Genomic DNA, 22,666 nt, shown 5'->3' with positions numbered 1-22,666 from the left:
AAATGACCAAAAATATTTCGGCTGCAGAGATAAAAAGTTATAACATTACGCTCTGGAAGTTATTGATAGGAGCTGTGATCCTGTTTGCAATCTTTATTGTTGCAATCGGCTTCGGGCTATTTGGAACATTACCGTCTTTCAGAGATATTGAGCACCCGAAGAGCAATCAGGCTACTGAAATCCTAACAGAAGACAAAAGGGTTTTAGGTACTTATTTTGTACAAAACCGCTCTAATGTAACCTATCCTGAGATTTCCCCGAATGTAATCAATGCCCTGATCTCTACAGAAGACACCAGGTTTAAAGAGCATTCAGGTATCGATTTCAAACGTACATTTACCATTATATTTTATAACCTGGTTGGTAAAAAACAAGGTGCCAGTACCATTACACAGCAATTAGCACTGAACCTTTTCTCTGAAGAAGGCCGTCAGCGTAATTTCTTTAAACGTCTGATGCAAAAATTCCAGGAATGGATTGTTGCCGTAAAACTGGAACGTAACTTTACCAAAGAAGAAATCATCACGATGTATTTAAACACCGTAGATTTTGGAAACCAGGCTTATGGAATTAAATCTGCAGCAAGGGTTTATTTCAATACCACTCCCGATCAGCTGACTGTAGCTCAGGCGGCAACATTGGTCGGACTGCAAAAAGGTATTACCCGCTACTCTCCTACCCGTAACCCGGAAAGATCATTAGCCCGCCGTAATACGGTGATGTCAAATATGGTGAAAGAAGATCTTTTGACACAACAGCAATACGAAGAAGAAAAAGCAAAACCATTAGCTCTTAAATTCAGTGCTGCAACTGTAAATGACGGGATAGCCCCTTATTTCAGAGCCGTACTAAAAAGTGATATCAAGAAAATTTTCCAGGAACGCTCTATTTTAAAAGCAGATGGTACACCATACGATCTGGACAGAGACGGTTTAAAAGTAATTACGACGATCAATTACGATATGCAGGTCTATGCTGAGGAAGCTCAGAAAGAGGCGATGAAAGTTCTGCAGGCGCAGTTTATTAAAGGCTGGAAAGGCAAAAACCCTTTCAAGGATAAAGAGATGCAGATTGAGCAGGGAATTAAAAGATCTGACCGTTATAAGGCCCTGCAGCTGGAAGGGAAGTCAGAAGCAGAAATCAAAACGGATTTTAATACCCCTGCCGAGATGAGTATTTTCACCTGGAAAGGAAATCTGGATACCCTGATGAAACCGATCGACTCTGTGAAGTATTATAAATTGCTGTTAAGAAATGCCATGATGGCGATGGACCCGAAAACAGGCTATGTTAAAGCATGGGTTGGCGGTATCAATTACGAACATTTTAAATACGACCAGGTAAAAATGGGAACAAGACAGGTGGGTTCAACAGCTAAGCCTTTCACTTATTCTGTAGCTATTGAAAATGGCTATTCTCCGTGTTACCAGGTCTTAAACGAACCAGTTACGATCGAAGTTCCGGGAAGTGCACCATGGACACCAAAATCGGGCGGTACTTTACCAGGTTATATTACTTTACAAAAAGCACTGGCCTTTTCTCAGAATTATATTGCGGCCTATTTAATGAAACAGGTAGGTCCAACTGCCGTGGCAACACTGGCAAAAAATATGGGTATTACTTCGAATGTACCAGCTTATCCTTCCATTGCACTGGGCTCTTTTGATGCCTCGGTTTTTGATATGGTTGGTGCATACAGCGTATTTGCCAATAAAGGGGTCTGGACACAACCTACTTATATCTTAAGAATTGAAGATAAAAACGGAGTGGTCCTATTCTCTCAAACCCCACAGAAACACCCTGCAATGAACGAAGATGTTGCTTATGTGATGACACGTATGCTCGAAGGTGTGGTTAAAACCGGTTATGGTTATGGACTGATCAGCAAATACGGTCTTAAAAACCCTATTGGCGGTAAAACCGGAACAACGCAGAACAACTCAGATGGTTGGTTTGTAGGGATTACCCCCGATCTTGTTGCGGGTGTATGGACAGGTTGCGAAGACCGTGCATTTCACTTTATCAGCACCAGAGAAGGTGAGGGTTCTAAAACAGCTATGCCTATTTTTGGTGGATTTTTGAAGAAAGTATATGCTAATCCTAAATTAAAAGTAGGTAAAGGAGATTTCGAAGTACCAAAAAGCGGAGTATCTATCACTTACGATTGTAACCAGTATCAGCAGCAACAAACCGATACAACAGAACTGGATAAGAAGCTGGGTTTTTAAATGAGCATTTTTGATTACAAAAAGGCATTGGCCGATATACCTCATAAACCCGGTGTTTATCAATACTGGGATCAGGAGGATACGCTTATTTATATCGGCAAGGCGAAAGATTTAAGAAACCGGGTCGGTTCTTATTTCAATAATGATAATCAGATGAATGGTAAAACGAGGGTATTGGTTTCCAAAATCCGCAAGATTACCTTTACCATTGTTGATACGGAAATTGATGCCTGGCTCCTGGAAAACAGCCTGATTAAAAAGCATCAGCCCAAGTATAATATCATGCTGAAAGATGATAAGACCTATCCATGGATTATTATCAAAAAAGAACCTTTCCCGCGCTTGTACTGGACCAGAAAAATGGTTAAGGACGGATCTACTTATTTTGGGCCTTATGCCTCTGTAGGAATGATGCACACCATCCTCGACCTGATTAAAGAGACTTATCCGCTGCGCACCTGTAATCTTCCACTCAGCGAAGAAAACATCAATGCCGGAAAATTTAAGGTCTGTCTGGAGTACCAGATCGGCAATTGCAAAGGCCCTTGCCAGGCTTATCAGTCAGATACCGACTATGAGCATAATATAGAAGAGATCAAGGATATTCTGAATGGTAAAATCGGCAATGTAATCAAAGATGTGAAACAGATTATCAAAAAAGCAGTCGATGAACTGAATTTTGAATATGCTCATCTGTATCAGAAAAAATTGCTTGTCTTAGAAAAATATCAGAGTAAATCGACAGTAGTCAATAGCTCGATTACCAATGTTGATGTGGTTAGTATTGCATCTGATGAGCGTTATGCTTTTGTGAATTATCTTAAAATTATGAATGGCAGTATCATTCAGACCCAGACGATAGAAATTAAAAAGCGACTGGATGAATCTGATGAAGAACTGCTCACACTGGCCATTACAGAATTCAGGACAAAATTCAGCAGTACGTCCAAAGAAATCATCGTTCCTTTTGATATCAGACTGAAAGATGAAAATTTAAAATTTACAGTTCCCAAGCTTGGTGAAAAGAAAAACCTGCTGGAACTTTCCCATAAAAATGTATTGTTCTTTAGACGTGAAAAGCTGAATCAGTACGAAAAACTAAATCCTGACTTAAGATCTGAACGCATTTTAACACAAATGCAGAAAGACCTGATGCTTACTCAAATGCCTGTCCATATTGAATGTTTCGATAACTCTAACTTCCAGGGCGCATATCCTGTTTCGGCAATTGTAGTCTTTAAAGATGCTAAACCCTCTAAAAAAGATTACAGACACTTTAACGTAAAAACTGTGGAAGGCCCAAATGATTTTGCGACGATGGAAGAAGCTGTTTACAGGCGATATAAGCGCATGTTAGAAGAAGAGGAGTCACTACCTCAACTAATCATCATTGACGGCGGTAAAGGCCAGCTATCGTCTGCAGTAAGCAGTTTAAAAAAACTCGGGATAGAACATAAAGTCACGGTTATCGGTATTGCCAAAAGACTGGAAGAATTATATTACCCTGGTGACAGCTACCCGCTTCACCTGGATAAGAAATCAGAGACACTCAAGGTTATTCAGCAGCTCCGTGATGAGGCTCACCGTTTTGGGATTACTTTCCACAGAAAGAAAAGAGATCAGGGCACTTTAAAAACAGAACTGGAAGATATTCCTGGTATTGGTAAAACTACTGCCGATAAACTTTTACGTCAGTTCAAATCGGTTAAAAAGATCAGAGAAGCAACCGAAGCTGAACTGGAAAAGGTATTGAACAAGTCTCAGGTTAAAACCCTGCTTACCCACTTTAGTCCAAAAGACATTTAAAAAACGGCATTAAAAAGAAAAAGCTGCTATCTCACACAGGAGGATAGCAGCTTTTTCTTTTTAATGCTTTATGGTAACAAATCAGGGTTTAGTATTCCCACAAACTCTGTTCATAGTCTGCCATACCTTTTTTGATCCGTTCAGATTCATATAATTTTCTTGGATCTTTAGGATCTGTCTGATTCAGAATCTCCACTATAGTTTTATTTGCCGGGTTAGTTTCTTTCACAATATTACTGGAGAACAAACGTCTGACAAAGAAATCATCAAAGGTTAATACCGAAGCATCATTTGCCGGGTCCTGCAATTTCTTTTTGCTTAGCAAAGTTCTGGCCTCATCGTAATAGATCCAGAATACTGGCTGCCAATTCCCTTCAACCATTTTTAATGGCGCTAAACCAACAATACGGGGTTCAAATACAGATCTTTTAACATCAAGTATCCAATCTTCTTTAATTCTGTATTTCAAAAACTCGTCCGCCCTTAAACGTTTCAGAACAGGTTCGCCGATTTTACCTTTCGCATCAGCTTCCCCCTCAGAAGTTCCTCTTGCATTTCTCAATGCCTCGGCCGAAGTTAAAGCGATTTTGAAAGAGTCATTATCCTCAAGCAGCTTCCCCGAAGTGGTATCTTTAGGTGAATAAGCCGTTAGCTCTTCATTTCCTATCGCTTCCAGTAAAATCTCGATCAGTTTCGCGTTTTCTGTATTTAAAACTGAATTAATCGTATCACGCAAGTCGATTTCTCTCCATATACGCTTAGAATAAAATACATCTTCTTCTCTTACATCAGCATAAGGAACCATTACACTGCTATCCACGTCTTTTCTGGCAAAAAAGCCATCTTTTGGCGGGGTTTTAATTTTTGGTTTTTTAACCAGCGGAGCAGCAACTGCAGCTGCTGATGTTGCAACAGGTGAATTTGCCACCACTGAATTCACAGCAGGAGTATTGACAACAGGGTTAGTAGCCCTTGGGTTATTCACTGGCGTAACGGCTTCCGACACCGGACTAACGGCCTGCTGTACAGCTGGTGTAACAGGCTGATCTGCAACTGGTGTTAGTGGAGGCGTATCAGCAGTTTTAACTGGTTTAACTTTTGGACGCTGACTTACAATTGGTTTTACAGGTTTGTTCTGCGCGAAAGATGCGGTTCCCAGAAACAACAGGATGATCAGGTATAAAAAATTTTTCATCTTGATTCTATTTAGCTGTAAATGTAATACCATCTAAATTCTTTTGTCTGCCATCAGGTCCTTCAGCAATAATATCCTTAAAGATAACAGTTGCACCTGGCTTGATTGAATTCAAGGCTCCTTTAATCTGTCCGCTGAAAGAACCACCATTATTAGGAATGTTCACAGCATCCGATCTTGGATTAATAAAAGTAGCGTTAAACCTGATGACCTTATATTTAATATCAAATACGAAATCATCCAGCTCAGTTTCGATCACGTTAGCTCTTGATAACCATTCCAGTTCCACATTTCCACCAGATTTACCTTTAATAAAGGCCTTTGGCGTAGGTAATGCCTTTACCCTGAATTGTTGCGAGCCCAGGTTAAGTGTTTTACCAGCGTTGCTGGCTGTAACAGTAATGTTTACCACTTTACCAATCTGATCGCCGCCAACACTGACATTATATTTACCATTTGAACCGCTCATTGAGCCACCCGAAATACTTGCTTTTACACTTTCTAGTGGGAAACCAGCCGCCGAAACAGAGAACGGGTTTGGAATTCCTGCATAGATTACGTTCATCTTATCAGGAGAGACAGTAGCCGATGGCTTTGCAACCTGGTAAGTTTGTGTTGGTGTTGGATATTCCTTAAATGTTCCGTCTGTTTGTTTAACACGAATTGACCCCGCCCATTTAAACACACCCACAGCACCTGTACTACCTGTATATGTTCCTTTACCATTTTTAGTTGGTAATTTGTTACCGCCAACAGAAATATCAGCACTTGACCTGGTATCACTAGCTGTTAAAAATATCTCTGCAGTATAAGGCTGCCCCTGTACAACATAAGAAGTTGGTGCAACAACTACGGCTTCAAAATGGTCAAGATTTACCATTGCCTTATCCATGTTCCCGAATAATTTCTTAACAACTTCAGCCTCAGCATTTCTTGTGTCTGACTGAATTTTAGTCAATACTGTATTTGCAGCTGTTAAAGGAGTACCCTCACCAAAGTTAATGTCTTCCCATTTCTTTTTACCCTCTACACTTTTCTCCGGATCTTTTGCATCCAAAGAAAACGAAACATGTGCCCGGTCATCTTTCTCTAATAATGAAATTAGTTTTTCACGGGTATCATTGATTTTAGCTTTCAGCTTCTCGCCTTCTTTAGCATTAATCATAATGCCCTGTGCGATATCCTGATTTCCTCTTTCTTTCAAATCACCTGTTTCAGGGTCTATGCCCCCTCCTGCAGTATTGAATTGCTGTTTCAATTGCTGAATATAACTATTCAGGTCATCAGCATATTTTTTTGCCAGATTGGCTTTTTCCCAAATCGGCTGTGCCCTTGCAGGTTCTTCTTTAAGTTTTGTATTCTGAAATGAAGCGAACAACTGATCAATGCTCGTGCTCACATTCGTCCTTGACGAATCAAGACTATCATTGATATTCTTAAAGGCATTCAGTATAGTATCAGATACGTTTAACGCAAGCATAGCTAACAATACCAAATACATGATATTGATCATCTTCTGCCTCGTTGTTTCTTTTCCTCCGGCCATTAGTTATGGTTCTCTGTGGTGATTAAATAAATTGATTACCTGATTTATGGACGTGGCTGGTTCATCGCTGTCAGCATGTTGCCATAAATAGCATTCAGCGAAGACAGGTTTTTAGCCAGTTTACCAACTTCTTCCTTAAATTGTTTAGAATCATCGATTGACTCATTGAAGTTACCCATTGTATCAGAAAGGTTCTGATAGAATTTGTTCATTGATTTAAGGTGTGAAGTAGAATCCTGTAATTCCAATTCATAAACTGCATTTAATGCAGATAAATTTTTAGACAGGTTATTTACCTGCTCATGGTAAGCTTTAGAAGCCGTACCACTCTCACCCAGTTCTACCAATTGTGAAGTTGCTTTACTGAAAGCACCGTTCAACTGATCAAAACCTGCAGAAGCTTGTTTTACTTTTCCTGCAAAGTCATTCGTTGCAACTGCTGCATCAGAAACTGTCGACAGGTTAGCCACCTGAGTCCCAAAACTACGCAAACCGTTACCCAGGCTTTCAATTAATTCAGGGCCGATTTTAGCATCGCCCAGCATTTTATCCAGCGCTGCTGTAGAAGAAGGTCCTGCCGCAGCAACCGGTCTTGCGGTAGCTACAGGTAGTTCACCTTTAAAATCTTCTCTTAATTCCGGATATACTCTTTCCCATGCTAATTCTGGCTCTGGCGGAAAAAATCCGGTGATAAAGAATAAAGCTGCCTCAACACCTAAACCTATACCAATTGCATAACTCCCCCAGATACCTCCAATGTGAAGGATTTTACATAATGCCCCCAAAATTACGATACTCGCACCCCATGAGATTGCTGAGTGTAACCAGTTAGAATTCTTTTTAGCTGCCATATTCCTAAAGATAGATGTTGTTTTTTAATTTTTGAAGTGGATGTCAGTACCTGCATAAGAAGATACGCATCTGAATCCGATATAAGATCTTGCCTGGTCCTGGTATTCGTAAGTGCCTACTGCATTCTGTAAAAAGAAACCTATGTCTTTCCACGAACCGCCTCTTACCACTTTACGTTTCAGGTATTTACTGTCTGTAGTTTTAGCTACATAGGTGAAGTTCGGATTGAAATCCAGCAATAAAGGTGCTGCTGAATTGTTATAAGCTGTAACAGTCCATTCGGCAACGTTACCGGCCATATTATACAAACCATAGTCGTTAGGGAAATAAGACCTCACGTTAACGGTATATAAACCACCGTCATCAGAATAATTTCCTCTGCCTACTTTAAAGTTAGCTTGCATACACCCTTTCGTATTCCTTACATAAGGGCCACCCCAGGGATATTTTGTTTTCACATTACCACCTCTTGCTGCATATTCAAATTCAGCTTCTGTTGGTAATCGGTATTCAGGACGTGAGCTTAAGGGGATTTTTCTTGAAGCAGCAACCGGCTCATACAAGCGGGTACGCCATACACAAAATGCATTTGCCTGTTCCCAGGTTACCCCAACTACAGGGTAATTGTCATAAGAAGGATGATTGAAATAAGATTTCACCATCGGATCATTCTGAGAATAAGAATAATCTATTTTCCAAACCATGGTGTCCGGGTAAACATTTACCGAAGGAAACTGGTTAGGGTTATTCGGATCTGGTGAATCCACATAACTTTCAATAAAGTCTTTACGTTTTTTAGTCGGGTCTTTTCTTCCGGCTTCTGCCAGATCAAGATTCACGAAACTATAAGAATATCTGAATTTTCTAATGTCTAAATCATTACGGCCTGGTAAAGCATCATCTCCGGAATAATACATATCCTTCAATTTAGCGCTTAAACCACCCTTTTTATCGTTCCATAGCACAGAACCATTACCAACTTTTTTCCAGTCAATATTTTTCTGTCCCGAAGTCAGGCTTGCTCCTCCTGCTGTCTGAGTTTTGGGAGTAATGAAATAACCAGGAGCTCCACTTGGGCCAAGCGTTGTCAAAGCTACTGAATCTCTTACCCAGTTCACAAATTGTCTGTATTTAGCATTCGTGATCTCAGTTTCGTCCATATAAAACGCACTGAATGAGGTCATCCTGCTTGGGGAAGTCTGTGAGTTGTTAATATCCTCGTCAGACATGCCGATCAGCGTCTTGCCCTGAGGAATATAGACCATACCTCTTGGCATTTTTTTGTTGTTGAACTTCTTATTGTATACACCAACCAGCTCTCCTTGCCCACCTTTTCCGCAGCTAGAAAACAATGCTGTAATTAATAAAAAACCCAGTGTGTAAATTTTCCTCATAAGCCCAAGAGCAATTTTACAACAATTTTATCAAATATGATTGATATAAACAATTATTATGAGATAAATATATGTCTTAAAAGCAAAAAAAGCAAGATGTTAACGATTTAATAACATCTTGCTTTTCAGATTTTAAAATTATTGGCTCGTGATCTCTTTTCCCCAATTTGGGAAAATAAATCAACAGTACTTATTTATTGGACTTCTTAATGTAATTTTCAATAGCCATAATCATAGAAGGTGATTCTGGTGAAGGGGCTGCAATGTCAACGATCAGGTTATTGTCCTTAACCGCCTTGTGCGTATTCACTCCAAATGCTGCAATACGTGTATTGTTCTGATGGAAATCAGGAAAATTCGTATATAGCGACTGAATGCTGGAAGGGCTGAAAAAAGCGATCATATCATAAGTCACTTCAGCAAGATCAGAAAGATCACTTACTACTGTCTTAAATAATACCGCCGGTGTCAGGTCATATCCATTTTTCAACAGGAAATTCATCGTATCTTCTGTAGCTACATCCGAACACGGATAAAGGAATTTCTCCCCCGCATGTTTCTTCAATACTTCAGATAAATCGGCAGCGGTCTGCTTTCCGAAAAATATCTTGCGTTTCCGGTACTGGATATATTTTTGAAGATATAGCGCGGTTGATTCCGAAATACAGAAGTATTTCAAATCTGCAGGTACTTCGTACCGCATTTCCTCACTAATTCTAAAAAAATGATCTACCGCATTCCTGCTTGTAAATACTACAGCAGTAAAATCAGCTAATGTGATCTTGTCTTTTCTAAAGTCCCTTGCTGGAATACCTTCCACATGGATGAAGGATCTGAAATCAATTTTTAAATTGTATTTCTTAGCCAAATCAAAGTATGGGGACTTCTCTGTTTCCGGCTTCGGCAAAGTTATCAGTATACTTTTTACTTTACGCAACCTATCTTCTGTTTTTTCTTGCATTTTACCTAATTACAGCTCTAATCCTATTGCCTTGATTAATATCAAAATAGGACATATTTCGAGGGCACAAAAGTACATAAATAAATAGAATTTAGAAAACCGATAATGAGATAAAATATTTATTCCTGCTCTTATAAATTGAAACGTGAAGATTATCCCCAGCAAAATAAAAGAGATAACTATGTAGTATATACCATATTTCATTGGTGATAAGGCAAAAGCTACAACTAGTGGAATAAAGATTAAAGAGATGTTAAAATAACTCAAATATAATATAGAAACGTACTCGTGGACGGCTTTTTGGATGTTAAACAGATGTCCGAGTACACGCAATAAAAGAATTTTCGTAGCATATAGCACAACAATCAGGATGGAAACGCTCACAAAAAAACGGAAACCCTGATGTACATAAGCGAGCTGATAATATTGTGCAACGAGGTAAAAAAACATTCCAATTGTGAATCCAAATTGAATAAATAAGAACAAAAATGGCCAGGAACTGAACACATTATCTTCTTTATTTAGGTTATTTAATCCACGATTGCTGTAAAAAGATTGAATAATACTCTGTAATTGCTTCGCAAAAGAGATCCTGAGAATGGCAAAAATGACCAGCAAAAGCACGATAAAACCGAGTACCCAGGTCTGCCCTTTCAGCAAAGGGTTGCCCGTTCTAAAACGACTTACTTTCTTAAGTTTACTATATTTTTTGAACCAGGCATCAAGATCAAGTTTCTCAAAAACGTTAGCTTTTACAATACTGTCTATCAGGATATGTTTATTGATTAATGAATCCGGAAGGATCCAGGTATGGGTCATGATAGAATCAGTAACAAACTTCTGCTTTGCCAAAAAAGCAGAGTCCCTGATCACCCTTGGTTTATAAACCCAGCGTTTTACAGTAGAATCTCTGACCACTGGCTGATCCTGCGCATTCGTCTTTCCAAAGCCAGTGATATACAGCAGAAAAAAAGTTACTAGAAAATATTTATACATCGGGCAATAAAAGTAACGGGATTATTTCTTTGTGCAAATCTAAGATATTATTATTCACATTCATGCATCAGGATAGAATAGCGGCCAGGATATAGTAACCCAGGGGATGACAAGTATATGTCTCCACTTCGCTTACAGTTCAGGTCCACGTTGAGTCAACCCTATGTCTTTCCCTACCTGAGATTTAGAAAACAGGACAGGCAGCCCCTGGAAGGATTCCTTCTTTGTCTGCCTTTAACACTTTGTCTTTACCGTCACCTGTAATGATCCAGATAGAATCAAAGTCGTTCGGGTTCCAGTTTAATTTCTGATGTTTTATACCAAATGCTTTAGCCAGGGCAGGGATATTACCATGATTCCAGACTAATAATACCGTCCCTTTTTTATGTTTGAGTTCTTTGGCGATAGCTGCGTAATCAGCACCATCAAAACTGCTGTTAATGCTTATATTATATTGAACTGCAAAGGGGGTAATAGTTTGAAACATGCGCGAATGACTTGTTTTATTGCCATTGCCTATAGAAGGTACATAAATTGCAGCCGGCACCCCGATTTTTTTATACAGGACACTGGTTAACTTTAAAGACCTGTTAAGACCTTTACAGCTTAGATTTTCATTCTGATCTTGTTTTTCACCGTGACGGATAATTACAATTTTGGTTTGCGATTTTGCCGTTAAGGGTAAAACAAAGCCACACAATACATACAGAATTGCTAAAAAAGTATTTTTCATATGGTCTAAAAATACAATAAAACAGGATAGATGCAGATCCGCTATCCTGTTTTATTACATTTTATCTAAGTTTTATCGTTACAGAATTACCCCATTTAACTGATTCTGCAGGAGTAGAAGGGTTACTGTTCCAGAAACATTCCCTGATCGTCATCAGCATTGTTTTAGGATCAATAACACCAAATTGGAAGGATAATTTGGTCTCATCAATTGCAGAAACCAGACCTTTCATTGGAGAGTCGGCACTCACCGCGTTCAATGCGACATCATTATCAGGACCGTTCCAGACATAGAATTTACTTTCATGCACATGACCATGCAAATAAGCTTTAATATTGGAGTGCTGTTTTAAAAACGCTGCAAAAGCCTTTTGTTCAATAGTAGCGGTCACTGTAGTTACCTTTCCATCTTTAAAATGTTCATCCAGTACATTATCAAATTTATCGGTCGCATTAATAGAAAATGTACCGTTAGGATTTGTAAAGTGATTGGAAACAACACCAGGCTGGTCATGCGCAACAATAATTACAGGTGTACTGTTAGCTACGTTCTGTAAATCTTTAGTTAACCAGATTCTGACTGCAGAATCTGGCCACATTTGAATAAAACAGAAATGAACACCAGCTATTTCCTTTGAATAATTAATACGATCTGTATTGTAGTTAAACGTTTCAGCAGTTTTAGGTGACGGAGTTTTTAACATCAGATTATAGATATTAGCCATTGAACTGGCATCAGTTAACGGAGACATTGCACCATAAAATCCAATGGAATTAGAAACATCATGATTTCCCGGAACTATGAATATTTCGGTCTTCTCATTTTTTTTATTCTTTAAGGTCAGGTTTTGCAGATAATCGATTCTGAACTGCTCCCAGGATTGTGCAGCCGTTTGAACACTGGCACTGGTTTCCATCCGGTTAGCGATATCGCCAGCTTCCAGAAGAAAATCTACTGCGCCTATTTTTTTCCCACCGTTCACCCCGCCATCATCTGGTAAAGTCAGCGCTGACAGACTGTTCATTTTTTCTATCATAGCAGCATTCACTACATGTGCATCGACCTTAGCTCCTCCTCTGAAGGTAGCCCTGTTCAGACCATAATGCGCATCGGAGGTAAAAATAAATTGTACCGGAGACATATCCGGCTCTTCATTAACTTCATTATTTTTCTTTTTGCATCCTGCAAAAAGAAGCAATGCAGCCAGTATAAAAACTGGGATCTGATTATTTTTCATCGTTTTAGGGTTGATTTTCTTTCTGGAAGCAAAAGAAGTTATTTCTCTGTGGTGTATTTGCCAATAGGAAAAGATTAATCAAATATTGATATTTAATTAATACTGAATATGGTTTTATCGGGGTTGCTTTACATTCAATTTACACAGCAAAGAAAATAGCTAAAAACATATAATTGCACTTACCTTTGCATAATGGCAGGAATTTATATCCATATCCCTTTTTGCAAACAAGCTTGTAATTATTGCGACTTTCACTTTAGTACTTCTCTACAGTATGTGGATGAAATGACAGATGCAATCTGCAAAGAGATCCTCTTAAAAAAGAGCAGAATCTCGGATCAGCAGATCGGCAGCATCTATTTTGGCGGTGGCACCCCCTCTCTTTTACCAGAGAAATCACTCGCTAAAATCTTTGATACGCTCACCTCAAACTTTTCTATAGCAGCCGATGCTGAAATCACCATTGAAACTAATCCTGACGATTTAGATGCGAAGAAAATCGCACAATTGCGTCAGCTTCCTGTAAACCGGTTCAGTATAGGTGTACAATCTTTTTTCAATGATGACCTGGTCTGGATGAACAGGGCACATAATTCTACAGAAGCTGAAACCTGTATTAAACGCAGTCAGGATGCTGGTTTTGAAAACCTGAATATTGACCTGATTTATGGCTTTCCTTTACTGACTGATGAAAAATGGCTGAGCAATATAAACAAAGCGATCAGTCTGCAAACCCCGCATATTTCGGCCTATTCCTTAACGGTAGAGCCCAAAACAGCTTTGGCCGCAGCAATAAAAAAAGGAAAACAAATACCGGTTAATGATGAACAGAGTGCTGCGCAGTTTATCACACTGACAGAGAAACTGGCTATTGCTGGTTTTGATCATTACGAAATATCAAACTATAGTTTACCCGGCCGCCATGCAGTACATAATACCAATTACTGGAGAGGTATTCCTTATTTGGGCATTGGTCCTTCGGCACATGGTTTCAATGGCAATATCAGGTACCTGAATGTGGCGAACAATGCTAAATATATGCAGCAGCTTGCCTTAGGTAAACTGGCAGAAACTGTAGAAGACCTGGATATCTACGACCGTTTTAACGAGTATATTATGACTTCACTGCGTACCATGTGGGGCACAGATTTACAAAAAATAGGTGACGAATTCGGGAAGATATTTCTGGAGGATACCCTAAAAAACATAATTCCTTTTATACAAAGGGACTGGCTAAAAAATGAAAACAATAAATTGATACTTACACCCGATGGTAAGTTATTTGCGGATTATATCGCTTCGGAACTGTTTCTTTTAGATGAACATCCGGAATATTAAGATAGCTTCATCACCATTAAAGAACAATTACAATTCATTCAATGAAAGATAAAATAGTCTGGATCACAGGAGCCTCTTCTGGTATTGGAGAAGCTCTTGTATATGCTTATAACAATGCTGGTGCAAAACTGATTATTTCGTCCCGTAACAGGGATGAACTATTCCGGGTAAAGGGAAATTGTAAAAATCAGATTAATGTACATGTCCTTTCCCTGGATCTGGAAAATACAGCCTCATTGAATGATAAAGCCAGGGATGCACAGAAAATATTTGGACAGATAGACCTGTTGATTAACAGTGGCGGCTTAAGCCAGCGTTCCTTATCCCTGGAAACAGAACTGGCTGTTGAACAAAAAATTATGGCTGTTAATTTTTGGGGAACAGTCACTTTAAGTAAGGCCGTATTACCTGGAATGATTGCTAAAGGCGGTGGAAAAATCGTTTGTATCAGCAGTTTGATGGGCAAATTTGGTACGCCTTTACGCTCCGCTTACGCCGCATCAAAACATGCATTGCATGGTTACTTTGATTCGCTGCGTTTAGAAGTATTTGATAAAAATATCCAGATTACAATGGTATGCCCGGGTTATATTAAAACAAATATTTCTCTGAATGCCTTAACTGCAAATGGCTCTTTACATAGCAAAATGGACGAAAATCAGGCAAATGGTCTTTCACCTGCCGACTGTGCTAAAGAAATCGTTAAAGCTGTTCAGCAAAACAAAGAAGAAGTTTATATGGGCGGTAAAGAAGTGAAGGGTATTTTATTTAAACGTTTCTTTCCGCTGAGGTTCTCCAGGTACATGAGAAGAATAAATATCACTGATCAGAAAACCAAGCGCTAAAATTCCCCGTATCTCCTGCTATAAAACAAAATCATGAAAAGATTCATCTTACCTGTACTTGTCATAGCAGCTATGGCATTTTCAACTTCAGTTTACGCTCAAAAAAATCCAATGGTTGGTGGTGCAGCAATGTATGCCAATAAAGATATTGTTGATAATGCAGTAAACTCAAAAGATCACACTACATTGGTTGCTGCTGTTAAAGCTGCAGGTCTTGTAGAAACTTTAAAAAGTGCTGGCCCTTTCACAGTTTTTGCACCAACAAACGAAGCCTTTGATAAATTGCCTGCAGGAACTGTAGAAACAGTTTTAAAACCAGAGAACAAAGCTATGTTAACTAAAATCCTTACTTACCACGTTGTTGCTGGAAAAATGGATTCAAAAGCAATTGCTAAAGCAATTAAAGCAGGCAATGGAAAAGCTGAATTAACTACAGTATCTGGTGGAAAACTCTGGGCTTCTATGGACGGAGATAAACTGATCCTGACGGATGAAAAAGGTGGAACAGCTACGGTAACTATCGCAAACGTAATGCAGAAAAATGGCGTTATTCATGTTATAGACAGCGTTTTGATGCCTAATTAATTTTAGAAAACATTTCTAATAATAAAAAAAACACAGCAACGTTTGCTGTGTTTTTTTATTGTCAGAATTTTTCTATTTTTTATAAACTCTTTGGTTCATAATTTGAAAAATCTATAATTTTACATGAATTAACATTATTTTAACATGAAGTTTGATTTAACTCAGATTGATTGCGTTGATGATATTTCCAAAGAGGATTTTGAAAAAAATTATCTCAATGCCCGCAGACCATTGATAATCAAAAACATGGCTAAGAACTGGCCAGCGTATCAGAAATGGTCTATGGATTACATGAAAACTGTGGTTGGGGACAAAACAGTCCCGCTATATGATAGCTCAAAAGCTGATCCTGCAAAGCCAATTAACGCTGCAGCTGCAGAGATGAAATTTTCAGATTATATTGACCTGATTAAAACTACACCGACAGACCTCCGTATCTTTCTGTTTGACCCGATTAAGCAAGCACCCAAATTATTAAAAGATTATATCGCCCCAAAAGATTTGATGGGCGGTTTTCTGGATAGTTATCCAAATATGTTCTTTGGTGGAAAGGGCTCTGTTACTTTTCTGCATTACGATATAGACATGGCCCATATCTTCCATACTCACTTTAATGGCCGCAAACATGTCATCTTATTTGAAAACAAATGGAAGGAACGTCTTTATCAGATTCCTTATGCTACTTATGCACTGGAAGATTATGATATCGAGAATCCCGATTTTGATAAGTTCCCTGCGCTCAAAGGCGTAAAGGGTGTAGAAGCCTTTCTGGAACATGGTGACACCCTATTTATGCCTACGGGTTACTGGCATTGGATGAAATATCTGGACGGATCTTTTTCTATCAGCCTGCGTGCCTGGGATAAGTCATGGGCAGTAAAAGCAAGGAGTCTTTATAACCTGACTATCCAGCGTAAATTCGATGATTTTATGAAAGCTAATTTCAAAGAGAAATACATGGCATGGAAAGAACGCCTGGCTGTTAAAAGGGCAAATAAAGCACTTGCAGAACAGGTTCCTTCCTAATTAAGAATCAGTTTAATCTTAGATAGTAAATTTTTTCTGAGTCATACCTTGCCTTTTTATATAAATAAATAGAATTTAATTTACACTTTTGTTCTCAAACAAGATCTTTTTTGATTATGAGCTTTATATTAAAGCCGGTAGATACCGTTGAGAATATCAGTCCAGCAGACTTTAAAAAAAACTATTTAGACCCTAGAAGACCCCTGATCATTAAAGGCTTGACAAAAGACTGGCCTGCAAGAGAAAAGTGGACAACTGAATACCTGAAGGAAATTGCCGGTAACCTGGAAGTCCCTTTATATGATAATGCAAAAGTAGACCCGTCTAAACCAATCAATTCAGCGGCAGCGCATATGCGTTTCGGTGACTATCTTGATTTGATTAAATCTGAGCCTACGGAACTGCGTATATTTTTCTTTAACCTGTTTAAGCATGTACCAAGTCTGATCAAAGACATCGTCCTGCCTAAAGATTTAATGGGTGGTTTTATAGAAAGTATGCCTGCCATGTTTTTTGGCGGTTCAAATTCAGTAACATTTCTGCATTATGACATAGACCTTCCACACCTTTTCCATACTCATTTTGGTGGCAGAAAACATATCATATTATTTGATAACAAGTGGAAAGAGCGTCTTTATTGTATTCCTAATGCAACCTATGCTTTGGAAGACTATGATGTAGCTAATCCTGATTTTGATAAGTTCCCTGCTTTAAGAGGTGTAGAAGGATATGAAGTTTTTCTGGAGCATGGTGATACGCTGTTCATGCCTACAGGTATGTGGCACTGGATGAAATATCTGGATGGCTCTTTCTCTTTGAGTTTAAGGGCATGGGATGCTTCTCCGATCAGAAAAGCACAGAGTTTATTTAACCTGGCGATTAAAGGTGGCCTGGACAGTCTTTTAAAAATGGCACTGAAAGCTCCTTATGCTGAGTTCAGAGAGAAATTAGCAGTTAAAAGAGCCGAAAAAGCATTGGCCAAAGGTTATCCGAAAAAATAAGCACACATTTTTGTGTCCTGATTCTCTTTCAAATTACGGCTTATTGATAGTCTTTAACCCATAAAAAGGTGTCCAGCAATGCTGGACACCTTTATTTTTTTTAAAATATCCTGCAGGGTATTTTTACAAGCGGGTAACATTAATCATCCTGCAAACTTTTACCTTCGATATTCCGTTATATATAACAATATGAAAGGTTTCCATTTTTCTAATTTTCAAGCAGATGACAAGCCTAAGGGCGGGTTTGATGAAATGCTGAAGTTATTTACCCAGCTATTGAATTATACTGCGGGTGATGCAGGTGAAACACTGGCATGGATGAACGAGCTTGATAAACAATATAAGTTTACCACAGGTGATTACGGTATGGGTGATTTCATTGATGAGCTGAAAGATAAGGGCTATATCAGGGAGAACTCAAAAGATGGAAATATGGACATCACTTCCAAAACTGAGCAGGTTATTCGTAAATCTGCTTTGGAAGAGATCTTCGGAAAACTGAAAAAGGCAGGTAAAGGCAATCACAACAGTAATATTTCTGGTATCGGAGAGGAGAAAAACGCCGATCGCCGTGAATATACCTTTGGCGACAGCCTTGACCAGATTGATATGACTGCATCTATACAAAATGCACAGATCAATCACGGTATCGGCAATTTCACGTTAACTGAGAATGATCTTGAAGTAGAGGAAAAAGATTATAAGACACTGACTTCAACGGTGCTGATGATCGATATTTCACATTCTATGATTTTATATGGCGAGGACCGGATTACTCCTGCAAAAAAGGTAGCCATGGCCCTTGCTGAACTGATCCATACCCGTTACCCCAAGGATACTTTAGACATCGTTGTATTTGGTAACGATGCCTGGCCAATTACAGTTAAAGATTTACCTTATCTGCAGGTTGGCCCCTATCACACCAATACACTGGCTGGTCTTGAGCTCGCAGCCGATCTGCTGCGCCGCCGAAAAACCCATAATAAACAGATTTTTATGATTACTGATGGTAAGCCGACCTGTCTGAAAGAGAATGGCCGTTATTACAAGAACAGTATGGGGCTGGACAGAAAGGTGATTAACAAGACCCTGAACATGGCCGCTCAGTGTAAACGTCTGAATATTCCTATTACTACATTTATGATCGCTCAGGACCCCTATCTGCAACAATTTGTAAGGGAATTTACTGAAATAAACGGCGGAAGGGCATTTTACAGCTCCCTGACTGGTTTAGGTGAATATATTTTTGAAGATTATATTAAAAACAGAAGAAAAACAGTCCGTTAAACGGAAAGAAAACATATGGAGCAGACCTCAATTAAAACTCTTGGCGAATTAAAAGCCTCAAATTATACTTCATTAACAGTTAAAGACGAATTACGTAAGAATCTCATTCAGCAGCTTCAGAATAAAGATGCTGGTTTTGAAGGTATCCTGGGTTATGACGAAACTGTTATTCCAGAATTGCAAACTGCAATCTTATCCAGACATAATATCCTGCTATTAGGCTTAAGGGGACAGGCTAAGACACGTATTGCCCGTTTAATGGTCAACTTGCTTGATGAATACATCCCTTACATTACAGGAAGTGAAATCTTTGATGATCCGCTGAACCCTATTTCCTGGTATGGGAAACAGGAAGTTGCTGCGCATGGTGATGCTACACCTATCAGCTGGCAGCACCGTTCGGACCGTTATACAGAGAAACTGGCTACACCAGATGTGACTGTAGCAGATTTAATTGGTGATATGGACCCGATTAAAGCCGCCACATTGAAATTAACTTATAATGATGAGCGTGTGATCCACTTTGGATTAATCCCGAGGGCACACCGGAGTATTTTCGTTATTAACGAGCTTCCTGATTTACAGGCAAGGATACAGGTGGCTTTATTCAATATGCTTCAGGAAAAGGATATTCAGATCAGAGGGTTTAAACTTCGTCTTCCGCTGGATGTACAATTCGTTTTTACAGCCAATCCTGAAGATTATACCAACAGGGGCTCTATTGTGACTCCTTTAAAAGACAGGATTGAAAGTCAGATCCTTACGCATTATCCAAAAACGATTGCGATTTCCAGAAAGATTACTTTCCAGGAAGCTAAAATTACAGAAGCCCAGAAATTAAAAATTGAAGCTGATGGTTTAGTGAAAGATCTGATTGAACAGGTTGCTTTTGAGGCCCGTAAAAGTGAGTTTATAGATCAGAAGTCTGGTGTATCTGCACGCTTAACGATTTCAGCTTATGAAAATCTGATCAGCACTGCTGAGAGAAGAATGCTGATTAACGGGGAAGAAAACACTTTTGTCAGGTTAGCTGATCTGATTGGTATTATCCCTGCAGTGACCGGAAAAATAGAGTTAGTTTACGAAGGCGAACTGGAAGGACCTGCTAAAGTGGCGAACACATTGATTGGTAAAGCTATCAAAAGTCTTTTCAACCGTTATTTCCCTGACCCTGAGAAAGCAAAGAAAAGCAAAACAGCAAATCCTTATCAATTGATTACAGACTGGTTCACGGACGGACATACACTTGACATTGCTGATAACCTGACAGCAGCACAATATAAAAAAGAACTGATGCAGGTTGAAGGGCTGAACGCTTTAGTTAAAAAGTTTCATCCTAAGCTGAGCGCGAATCAGACCTTGTTATTAATGGAATTTGCATTACATGGCTTAGCAGAATATTCACAGTTAAATAAAAAATACCTGAGTGGTGGCTTTGGTTTCTCTGATATGTTTGACAGCTTATTTAATACTGAACTTGAAGATGATGACGATGATGATATTGACTTCAATTCATAGTTCTGTATAAAAAAGCGCTTTAAATATTTTTTTACCTTAATCTAAATAATGGGAAGATTACCCTTTCTTATTGCAGGATGCCTTTTAATCATAGCATTCGATTTCTATTTTGTCAAGGCAATTTTGTCTGTCTTCAAAAACTGGAGTGAAAAAGCCAAGACAAGATTTACCCGTATTTACTGGGGGGTTACGATTGTATTGGTGATTGGTGTCTTTGCGGGCATATTTTCGAATCTATTTCTTTCGCTCCGTGCTATCATACTGGTGACTTTCTTTCTGACTACAGCCTGCAAAATTGTGATGCTGCCCTTTCTTGTGATTGATGACCTGCGCAGGCTAAGCATATCTCTTTACAAGCGTTTGAAAAAACCTGCAGCTGATCCAGAAAGTAACAGCAATGCCAATGTATCTGCTGCTGATACAGCTATTTTTCCTGCTGCTGAACCGATCAGCCGATCAGCATTTATCGTTAAAGCGGGTTTGGTGGCAGCTGCAATTCCCCTGACTTCATTGACCTGGGGAATTGCTACCGGTGCCTATGACTACCAGATAAGAAGAAAAACACTGATACTCCCAAATTTACCTGCTGCTTTTGACGGTATTACAATGGGACAGATCTCAGATATCCATTCCGGAAGTTTCTATAATAAAACTGCTGTAAAAGGCGGTGTTGAAATGCTGCTTGGAGAAAAGCCTGATTTCATCTTTTTTACTGGTGATATTGTCAATGATATGGCTACTGAGATGAGAGACTACCAGAATATTTTCGACAAGGTAAAAGCACCTCTTGGTGTTTATTCATCTCTTGGGAATCACGATTACGGTGACTATCACTTCGGAAAAGAATCTTCCCCTGCCAAAGTCAAAAACTTAAAAGACGTGATTAAAACCCACGAATTAATGGGCTGGGACCTGCTCATGAATGAGCACCGCAGACTTAAGGTAGACGGTGAAGAAATAGGTATCCTTGGTATTGAGAACTGGGGCATGGGACGCTTTCCTAAATATGGACGCATGGATCTGGCCACAAAAGACACGGATGACCTTCCTGTCAAGCTTTTACTATCCCATGATCCTTCACACTGGCGTGCAGAGGTTCTGCCAAAGTACCCTCAGATAGATGCTATGTTTAGCGGTCATACACATGGTATGCAATTTGGTGTACGTACTGAAAACTATCAATGGAGTCCTATAGAATATATCTATAAAGAATGGGCAGGATTATATCAGGAGCAAAAACAACAGCTATATGTGAACGTAGGCTACGGTTTCCTGGGTTATCCCGGAAGAGTAGGAATCTTACCAGAGATTACAATTTTCACGCTTAAAAGAGCTTAGGCTGATTATTAAAAGATATTACATGACAAGCTGCCTTAATATGGAAGTTTGTCATGTAATCTTTAAGGGTATCTAAATACCGGTTTAATTATCCGGCATTAAAACGATAACCTACTCCCCTTACTGTTTGCAGTAACTGCGGATTATCAGGGTTCAATTCAATTTTCTTTCTCAAACGTACAATATGCATATCAAGTGTACGGGTATTTACATCAGAATTATATCCCCAGACAACCAGCATCAGCTCATCACGGTTAATCACTTTATTCGGGTTTCTAAGGAAATACAGTAAAATCCTATTCTCTAATATAGTCAGCTCAATTTTCCTCCCGCTTCTGTAAAGCGTATGGATATTTGGATGATGTTCCATATCGCCAAAACGGTGAATTTCTGATTTATCATTGTTTAGCAGAAACTTCACCTTACTTTCCAGCATAGCAACCAGTACATCCATATTAAAAGGCTTGGTTACATAGTCAGAGACACCAAAAGTATAAGCATCGATCTTATCTACATCCTGAGCTTTGGCTGTCATCATAATAACCAGGTTTTCAAATCCCTGCTGACGGACCTCCTGACAAACCTCTGATCCCTGCTTACCTGGCAGCATCCAGTCTAATAAGACAATATCAGGTTTTTCTTCCATGATAGCTTTCACCGCCAGCTCTCCATCACCAGTTTCCATGACATCATAGCCTTCTGATTTCAGCCTGTGTACTACTAAAAACCTTAAATTTTCATCATCCTCAACGATCAGTATTTTAATTCCTTTAGACATAT

At 39.1% G+C, this 22,666-nt stretch carries 19 protein-coding genes; 10 read left to right on the top strand and 9 right to left on the bottom strand.

Going from position 1 to position 22,666, the window contains the following annotated elements:
* Positions 1 to 2 precede the first annotated feature (2 nt).
* Both HDE68_RS08465 and uvrC read left to right on the top strand, forming a co-directional pair.
* Complete coding sequence (locus HDE68_RS08465) at positions 3 to 2,228, top strand: penicillin-binding protein 1A (RefSeq protein WP_183880898.1); 2,226 nt, start codon at positions 3 to 5, stop codon at positions 2,226 to 2,228.
* Complete coding sequence (uvrC, locus tag HDE68_RS08460) at positions 2,229 to 4,034, top strand: excinuclease ABC subunit UvrC (protein ID WP_183880896.1); 1,806 nt, start codon at positions 2,229 to 2,231, stop codon at positions 4,032 to 4,034.
* Positions 4,035 to 4,122: 88 nt separating this feature from the next.
* Here uvrC and gldN read toward each other — a convergent pair whose 3' ends face one another.
* The 8 genes from gldN to HDE68_RS08420 all read right to left on the bottom strand — a co-directional run bounded on the left by gldN (position 4,123) and on the right by HDE68_RS08420 (position 12,948).
* The gene (gene gldN / locus HDE68_RS08455) at positions 4,123 to 5,229 is read right to left on the bottom strand and encodes a gliding motility protein GldN (RefSeq protein ID WP_183880894.1); all 1,107 of its coding nucleotides are present in this window, start codon (positions 5,227 to 5,229) and stop codon (positions 4,123 to 4,125) included.
* Positions 5,230 to 5,236: 7 nt separating this feature from the next.
* Positions 5,237 to 6,775, bottom strand: coding sequence for a gliding motility protein GldM (gene gldM, locus HDE68_RS08450; protein ID WP_183880893.1), 1,539 nt, complete (start codon positions 6,773 to 6,775; stop codon positions 5,237 to 5,239).
* Between the two features lie 44 nt (positions 6,776 to 6,819).
* Positions 6,820 to 7,626: a gliding motility protein GldL gene (gldL, locus tag HDE68_RS08445; protein ID WP_183880891.1), complete on the bottom strand. Its 807-nt coding sequence runs from the start codon at positions 7,624 to 7,626 to the stop codon at positions 6,820 to 6,822.
* A 24-nt stretch (positions 7,627 to 7,650) separates the two neighbouring features.
* Positions 7,651 to 9,021, bottom strand: coding sequence for an SUMF1/EgtB/PvdO family nonheme iron enzyme (locus HDE68_RS08440; protein WP_183880890.1), 1,371 nt, complete (start codon positions 9,019 to 9,021; stop codon positions 7,651 to 7,653).
* Positions 9,022 to 9,211: 190 nt separating this feature from the next.
* A complete protein-coding gene (locus HDE68_RS08435; RefSeq protein WP_183880889.1) occupies positions 9,212 to 9,982 on the bottom strand; it encodes a uroporphyrinogen-III synthase in 771 nt (256 codons plus the stop codon).
* Between the two features lie 9 nt (positions 9,983 to 9,991).
* The gene (locus tag HDE68_RS08430) at positions 9,992 to 10,978 is read right to left on the bottom strand and encodes a DUF4271 domain-containing protein (RefSeq protein WP_183880888.1); all 987 of its coding nucleotides are present in this window, start codon (positions 10,976 to 10,978) and stop codon (positions 9,992 to 9,994) included.
* Between the two features lie 184 nt (positions 10,979 to 11,162).
* Positions 11,163 to 11,711, bottom strand: coding sequence for a histidine phosphatase family protein (locus HDE68_RS08425; protein ID WP_221300698.1), 549 nt, complete (start codon positions 11,709 to 11,711; stop codon positions 11,163 to 11,165).
* Between the two features lie 61 nt (positions 11,712 to 11,772).
* Positions 11,773 to 12,948, bottom strand: coding sequence for a metallophosphoesterase family protein (locus HDE68_RS08420; RefSeq protein ID WP_183880887.1), 1,176 nt, complete (start codon positions 12,946 to 12,948; stop codon positions 11,773 to 11,775).
* A gap of 192 nt (positions 12,949 to 13,140) precedes the next feature.
* On the opposite strand from HDE68_RS08420, the gene hemW reads away from it, so the two are divergent.
* From hemW to HDE68_RS08380, 8 genes are all read left to right on the top strand, one after another.
* Positions 13,141 to 14,286 (top strand): radical SAM family heme chaperone HemW, encoded by a 1,146-nt coding sequence (gene hemW, locus HDE68_RS08415; RefSeq protein WP_183880886.1) that lies wholly within the window; start codon positions 13,141 to 13,143, stop codon positions 14,284 to 14,286.
* 41 nt (positions 14,287 to 14,327) lie between these two features.
* Complete coding sequence (locus HDE68_RS08410) at positions 14,328 to 15,131, top strand: SDR family oxidoreductase (RefSeq protein WP_183880885.1); 804 nt, start codon at positions 14,328 to 14,330, stop codon at positions 15,129 to 15,131.
* Positions 15,132 to 15,164: 33 nt separating this feature from the next.
* Positions 15,165 to 15,716, top strand: coding sequence for a fasciclin domain-containing protein (locus HDE68_RS08405; RefSeq protein WP_183880884.1), 552 nt, complete (start codon positions 15,165 to 15,167; stop codon positions 15,714 to 15,716).
* Between the two features lie 144 nt (positions 15,717 to 15,860).
* On the top strand, positions 15,861 to 16,742 hold the full coding sequence (locus tag HDE68_RS08400; RefSeq protein ID WP_183880883.1) for a cupin-like domain-containing protein: 882 nt from the start codon (positions 15,861 to 15,863) through the stop codon (positions 16,740 to 16,742).
* A gap of 116 nt (positions 16,743 to 16,858) precedes the next feature.
* Positions 16,859 to 17,743: a cupin-like domain-containing protein gene (locus tag HDE68_RS08395; protein ID WP_183880881.1), complete on the top strand. Its 885-nt coding sequence runs from the start codon at positions 16,859 to 16,861 to the stop codon at positions 17,741 to 17,743.
* Between the two features lie 189 nt (positions 17,744 to 17,932).
* The gene (locus HDE68_RS08390) at positions 17,933 to 19,030 is read left to right on the top strand and encodes a vWA domain-containing protein (protein WP_183880879.1); all 1,098 of its coding nucleotides are present in this window, start codon (positions 17,933 to 17,935) and stop codon (positions 19,028 to 19,030) included.
* A 15-nt stretch (positions 19,031 to 19,045) separates the two neighbouring features.
* A complete protein-coding gene (locus HDE68_RS08385; RefSeq protein ID WP_183880877.1) occupies positions 19,046 to 20,548 on the top strand; it encodes a sigma 54-interacting transcriptional regulator in 1,503 nt (500 codons plus the stop codon).
* 48 nt (positions 20,549 to 20,596) lie between these two features.
* Positions 20,597 to 21,886 carry a metallophosphoesterase gene (locus tag HDE68_RS08380; protein WP_183880875.1) on the top strand — a complete coding sequence of 430 codons (1,290 nt, stop codon included), beginning with the start codon at positions 20,597 to 20,599 and terminating at the stop codon, positions 21,884 to 21,886.
* Between the two features lie 88 nt (positions 21,887 to 21,974).
* Here HDE68_RS08380 and HDE68_RS08375 read toward each other — a convergent pair whose 3' ends face one another.
* Positions 21,975 to 22,664, bottom strand: a complete 690-nt coding sequence (locus HDE68_RS08375) for a response regulator transcription factor (RefSeq protein WP_183880873.1) — start codon at positions 22,662 to 22,664, stop codon at positions 21,975 to 21,977.
* Positions 22,665 to 22,666 lie beyond the last annotated feature (2 nt).

Origin of the sequence: Pedobacter cryoconitis (assembly GCF_014200605.1) — a bacterium.
Taxonomy (GTDB): domain Bacteria; phylum Bacteroidota; class Bacteroidia; order Sphingobacteriales; family Sphingobacteriaceae; genus Pedobacter; species Pedobacter cryoconitis_B.
The sequence above is the reverse complement of the archived record's forward strand: the minus strand, read 5'-3'. Positions and strand labels throughout refer to the sequence as shown.

Coding starts and splice junctions, on each gene's coding strand:
- gldN (WP_183880894.1), bottom strand. CDS start 5,229: ATGAAAAATTTTTTATACCTGATCATCCTGTTGTTTCTGGGAACCGCA.
- HDE68_RS08400 (WP_183880883.1), top strand. CDS start 15,861: ATGAAGTTTGATTTAACTCAGATTGATTGCGTTGATGATATTTCCAAA.
- HDE68_RS08395 (WP_183880881.1), top strand. CDS start 16,859: ATGAGCTTTATATTAAAGCCGGTAGATACCGTTGAGAATATCAGTCCA.
- HDE68_RS08405 (WP_183880884.1), top strand. CDS start 15,165: ATGAAAAGATTCATCTTACCTGTACTTGTCATAGCAGCTATGGCATTT.
- HDE68_RS08420 (WP_183880887.1), bottom strand. CDS start 12,948: ATGAAAAATAATCAGATCCCAGTTTTTATACTGGCTGCATTGCTTCTT.
- HDE68_RS08440 (WP_183880890.1), bottom strand. CDS start 9,021: ATGAGGAAAATTTACACACTGGGTTTTTTATTAATTACAGCATTGTTT.
- HDE68_RS08390 (WP_183880879.1), top strand. CDS start 17,933: ATGAAAGGTTTCCATTTTTCTAATTTTCAAGCAGATGACAAGCCTAAG.
- HDE68_RS08410 (WP_183880885.1), top strand. CDS start 14,328: ATGAAAGATAAAATAGTCTGGATCACAGGAGCCTCTTCTGGTATTGGA.
- HDE68_RS08385 (WP_183880877.1), top strand. CDS start 19,046: ATGGAGCAGACCTCAATTAAAACTCTTGGCGAATTAAAAGCCTCAAAT.
- HDE68_RS08380 (WP_183880875.1), top strand. CDS start 20,597: ATGGGAAGATTACCCTTTCTTATTGCAGGATGCCTTTTAATCATAGCA.
- HDE68_RS08465 (WP_183880898.1), top strand. CDS start 3: ATGACCAAAAATATTTCGGCTGCAGAGATAAAAAGTTATAACATTACG.
- HDE68_RS08375 (WP_183880873.1), bottom strand. CDS start 22,664: ATGTCTAAAGGAATTAAAATACTGATCGTTGAGGATGATGAAAATTTA.
- gldL (WP_183880891.1), bottom strand. CDS start 7,626: ATGGCAGCTAAAAAGAATTCTAACTGGTTACACTCAGCAATCTCATGG.
- HDE68_RS08435 (WP_183880889.1), bottom strand. CDS start 9,982: ATGCAAGAAAAAACAGAAGATAGGTTGCGTAAAGTAAAAAGTATACTG.
- gldM (WP_183880893.1), bottom strand. CDS start 6,775: ATGGCCGGAGGAAAAGAAACAACGAGGCAGAAGATGATCAATATCATG.
- HDE68_RS08430 (WP_183880888.1), bottom strand. CDS start 10,978: ATGTATAAATATTTTCTAGTAACTTTTTTTCTGCTGTATATCACTGGC.
- uvrC (WP_183880896.1), top strand. CDS start 2,229: ATGAGCATTTTTGATTACAAAAAGGCATTGGCCGATATACCTCATAAA.
- hemW (WP_183880886.1), top strand. CDS start 13,141: ATGGCAGGAATTTATATCCATATCCCTTTTTGCAAACAAGCTTGTAAT.
- HDE68_RS08425 (WP_221300698.1), bottom strand. CDS start 11,711: ATGAAAAATACTTTTTTAGCAATTCTGTATGTATTGTGTGGCTTTGTT.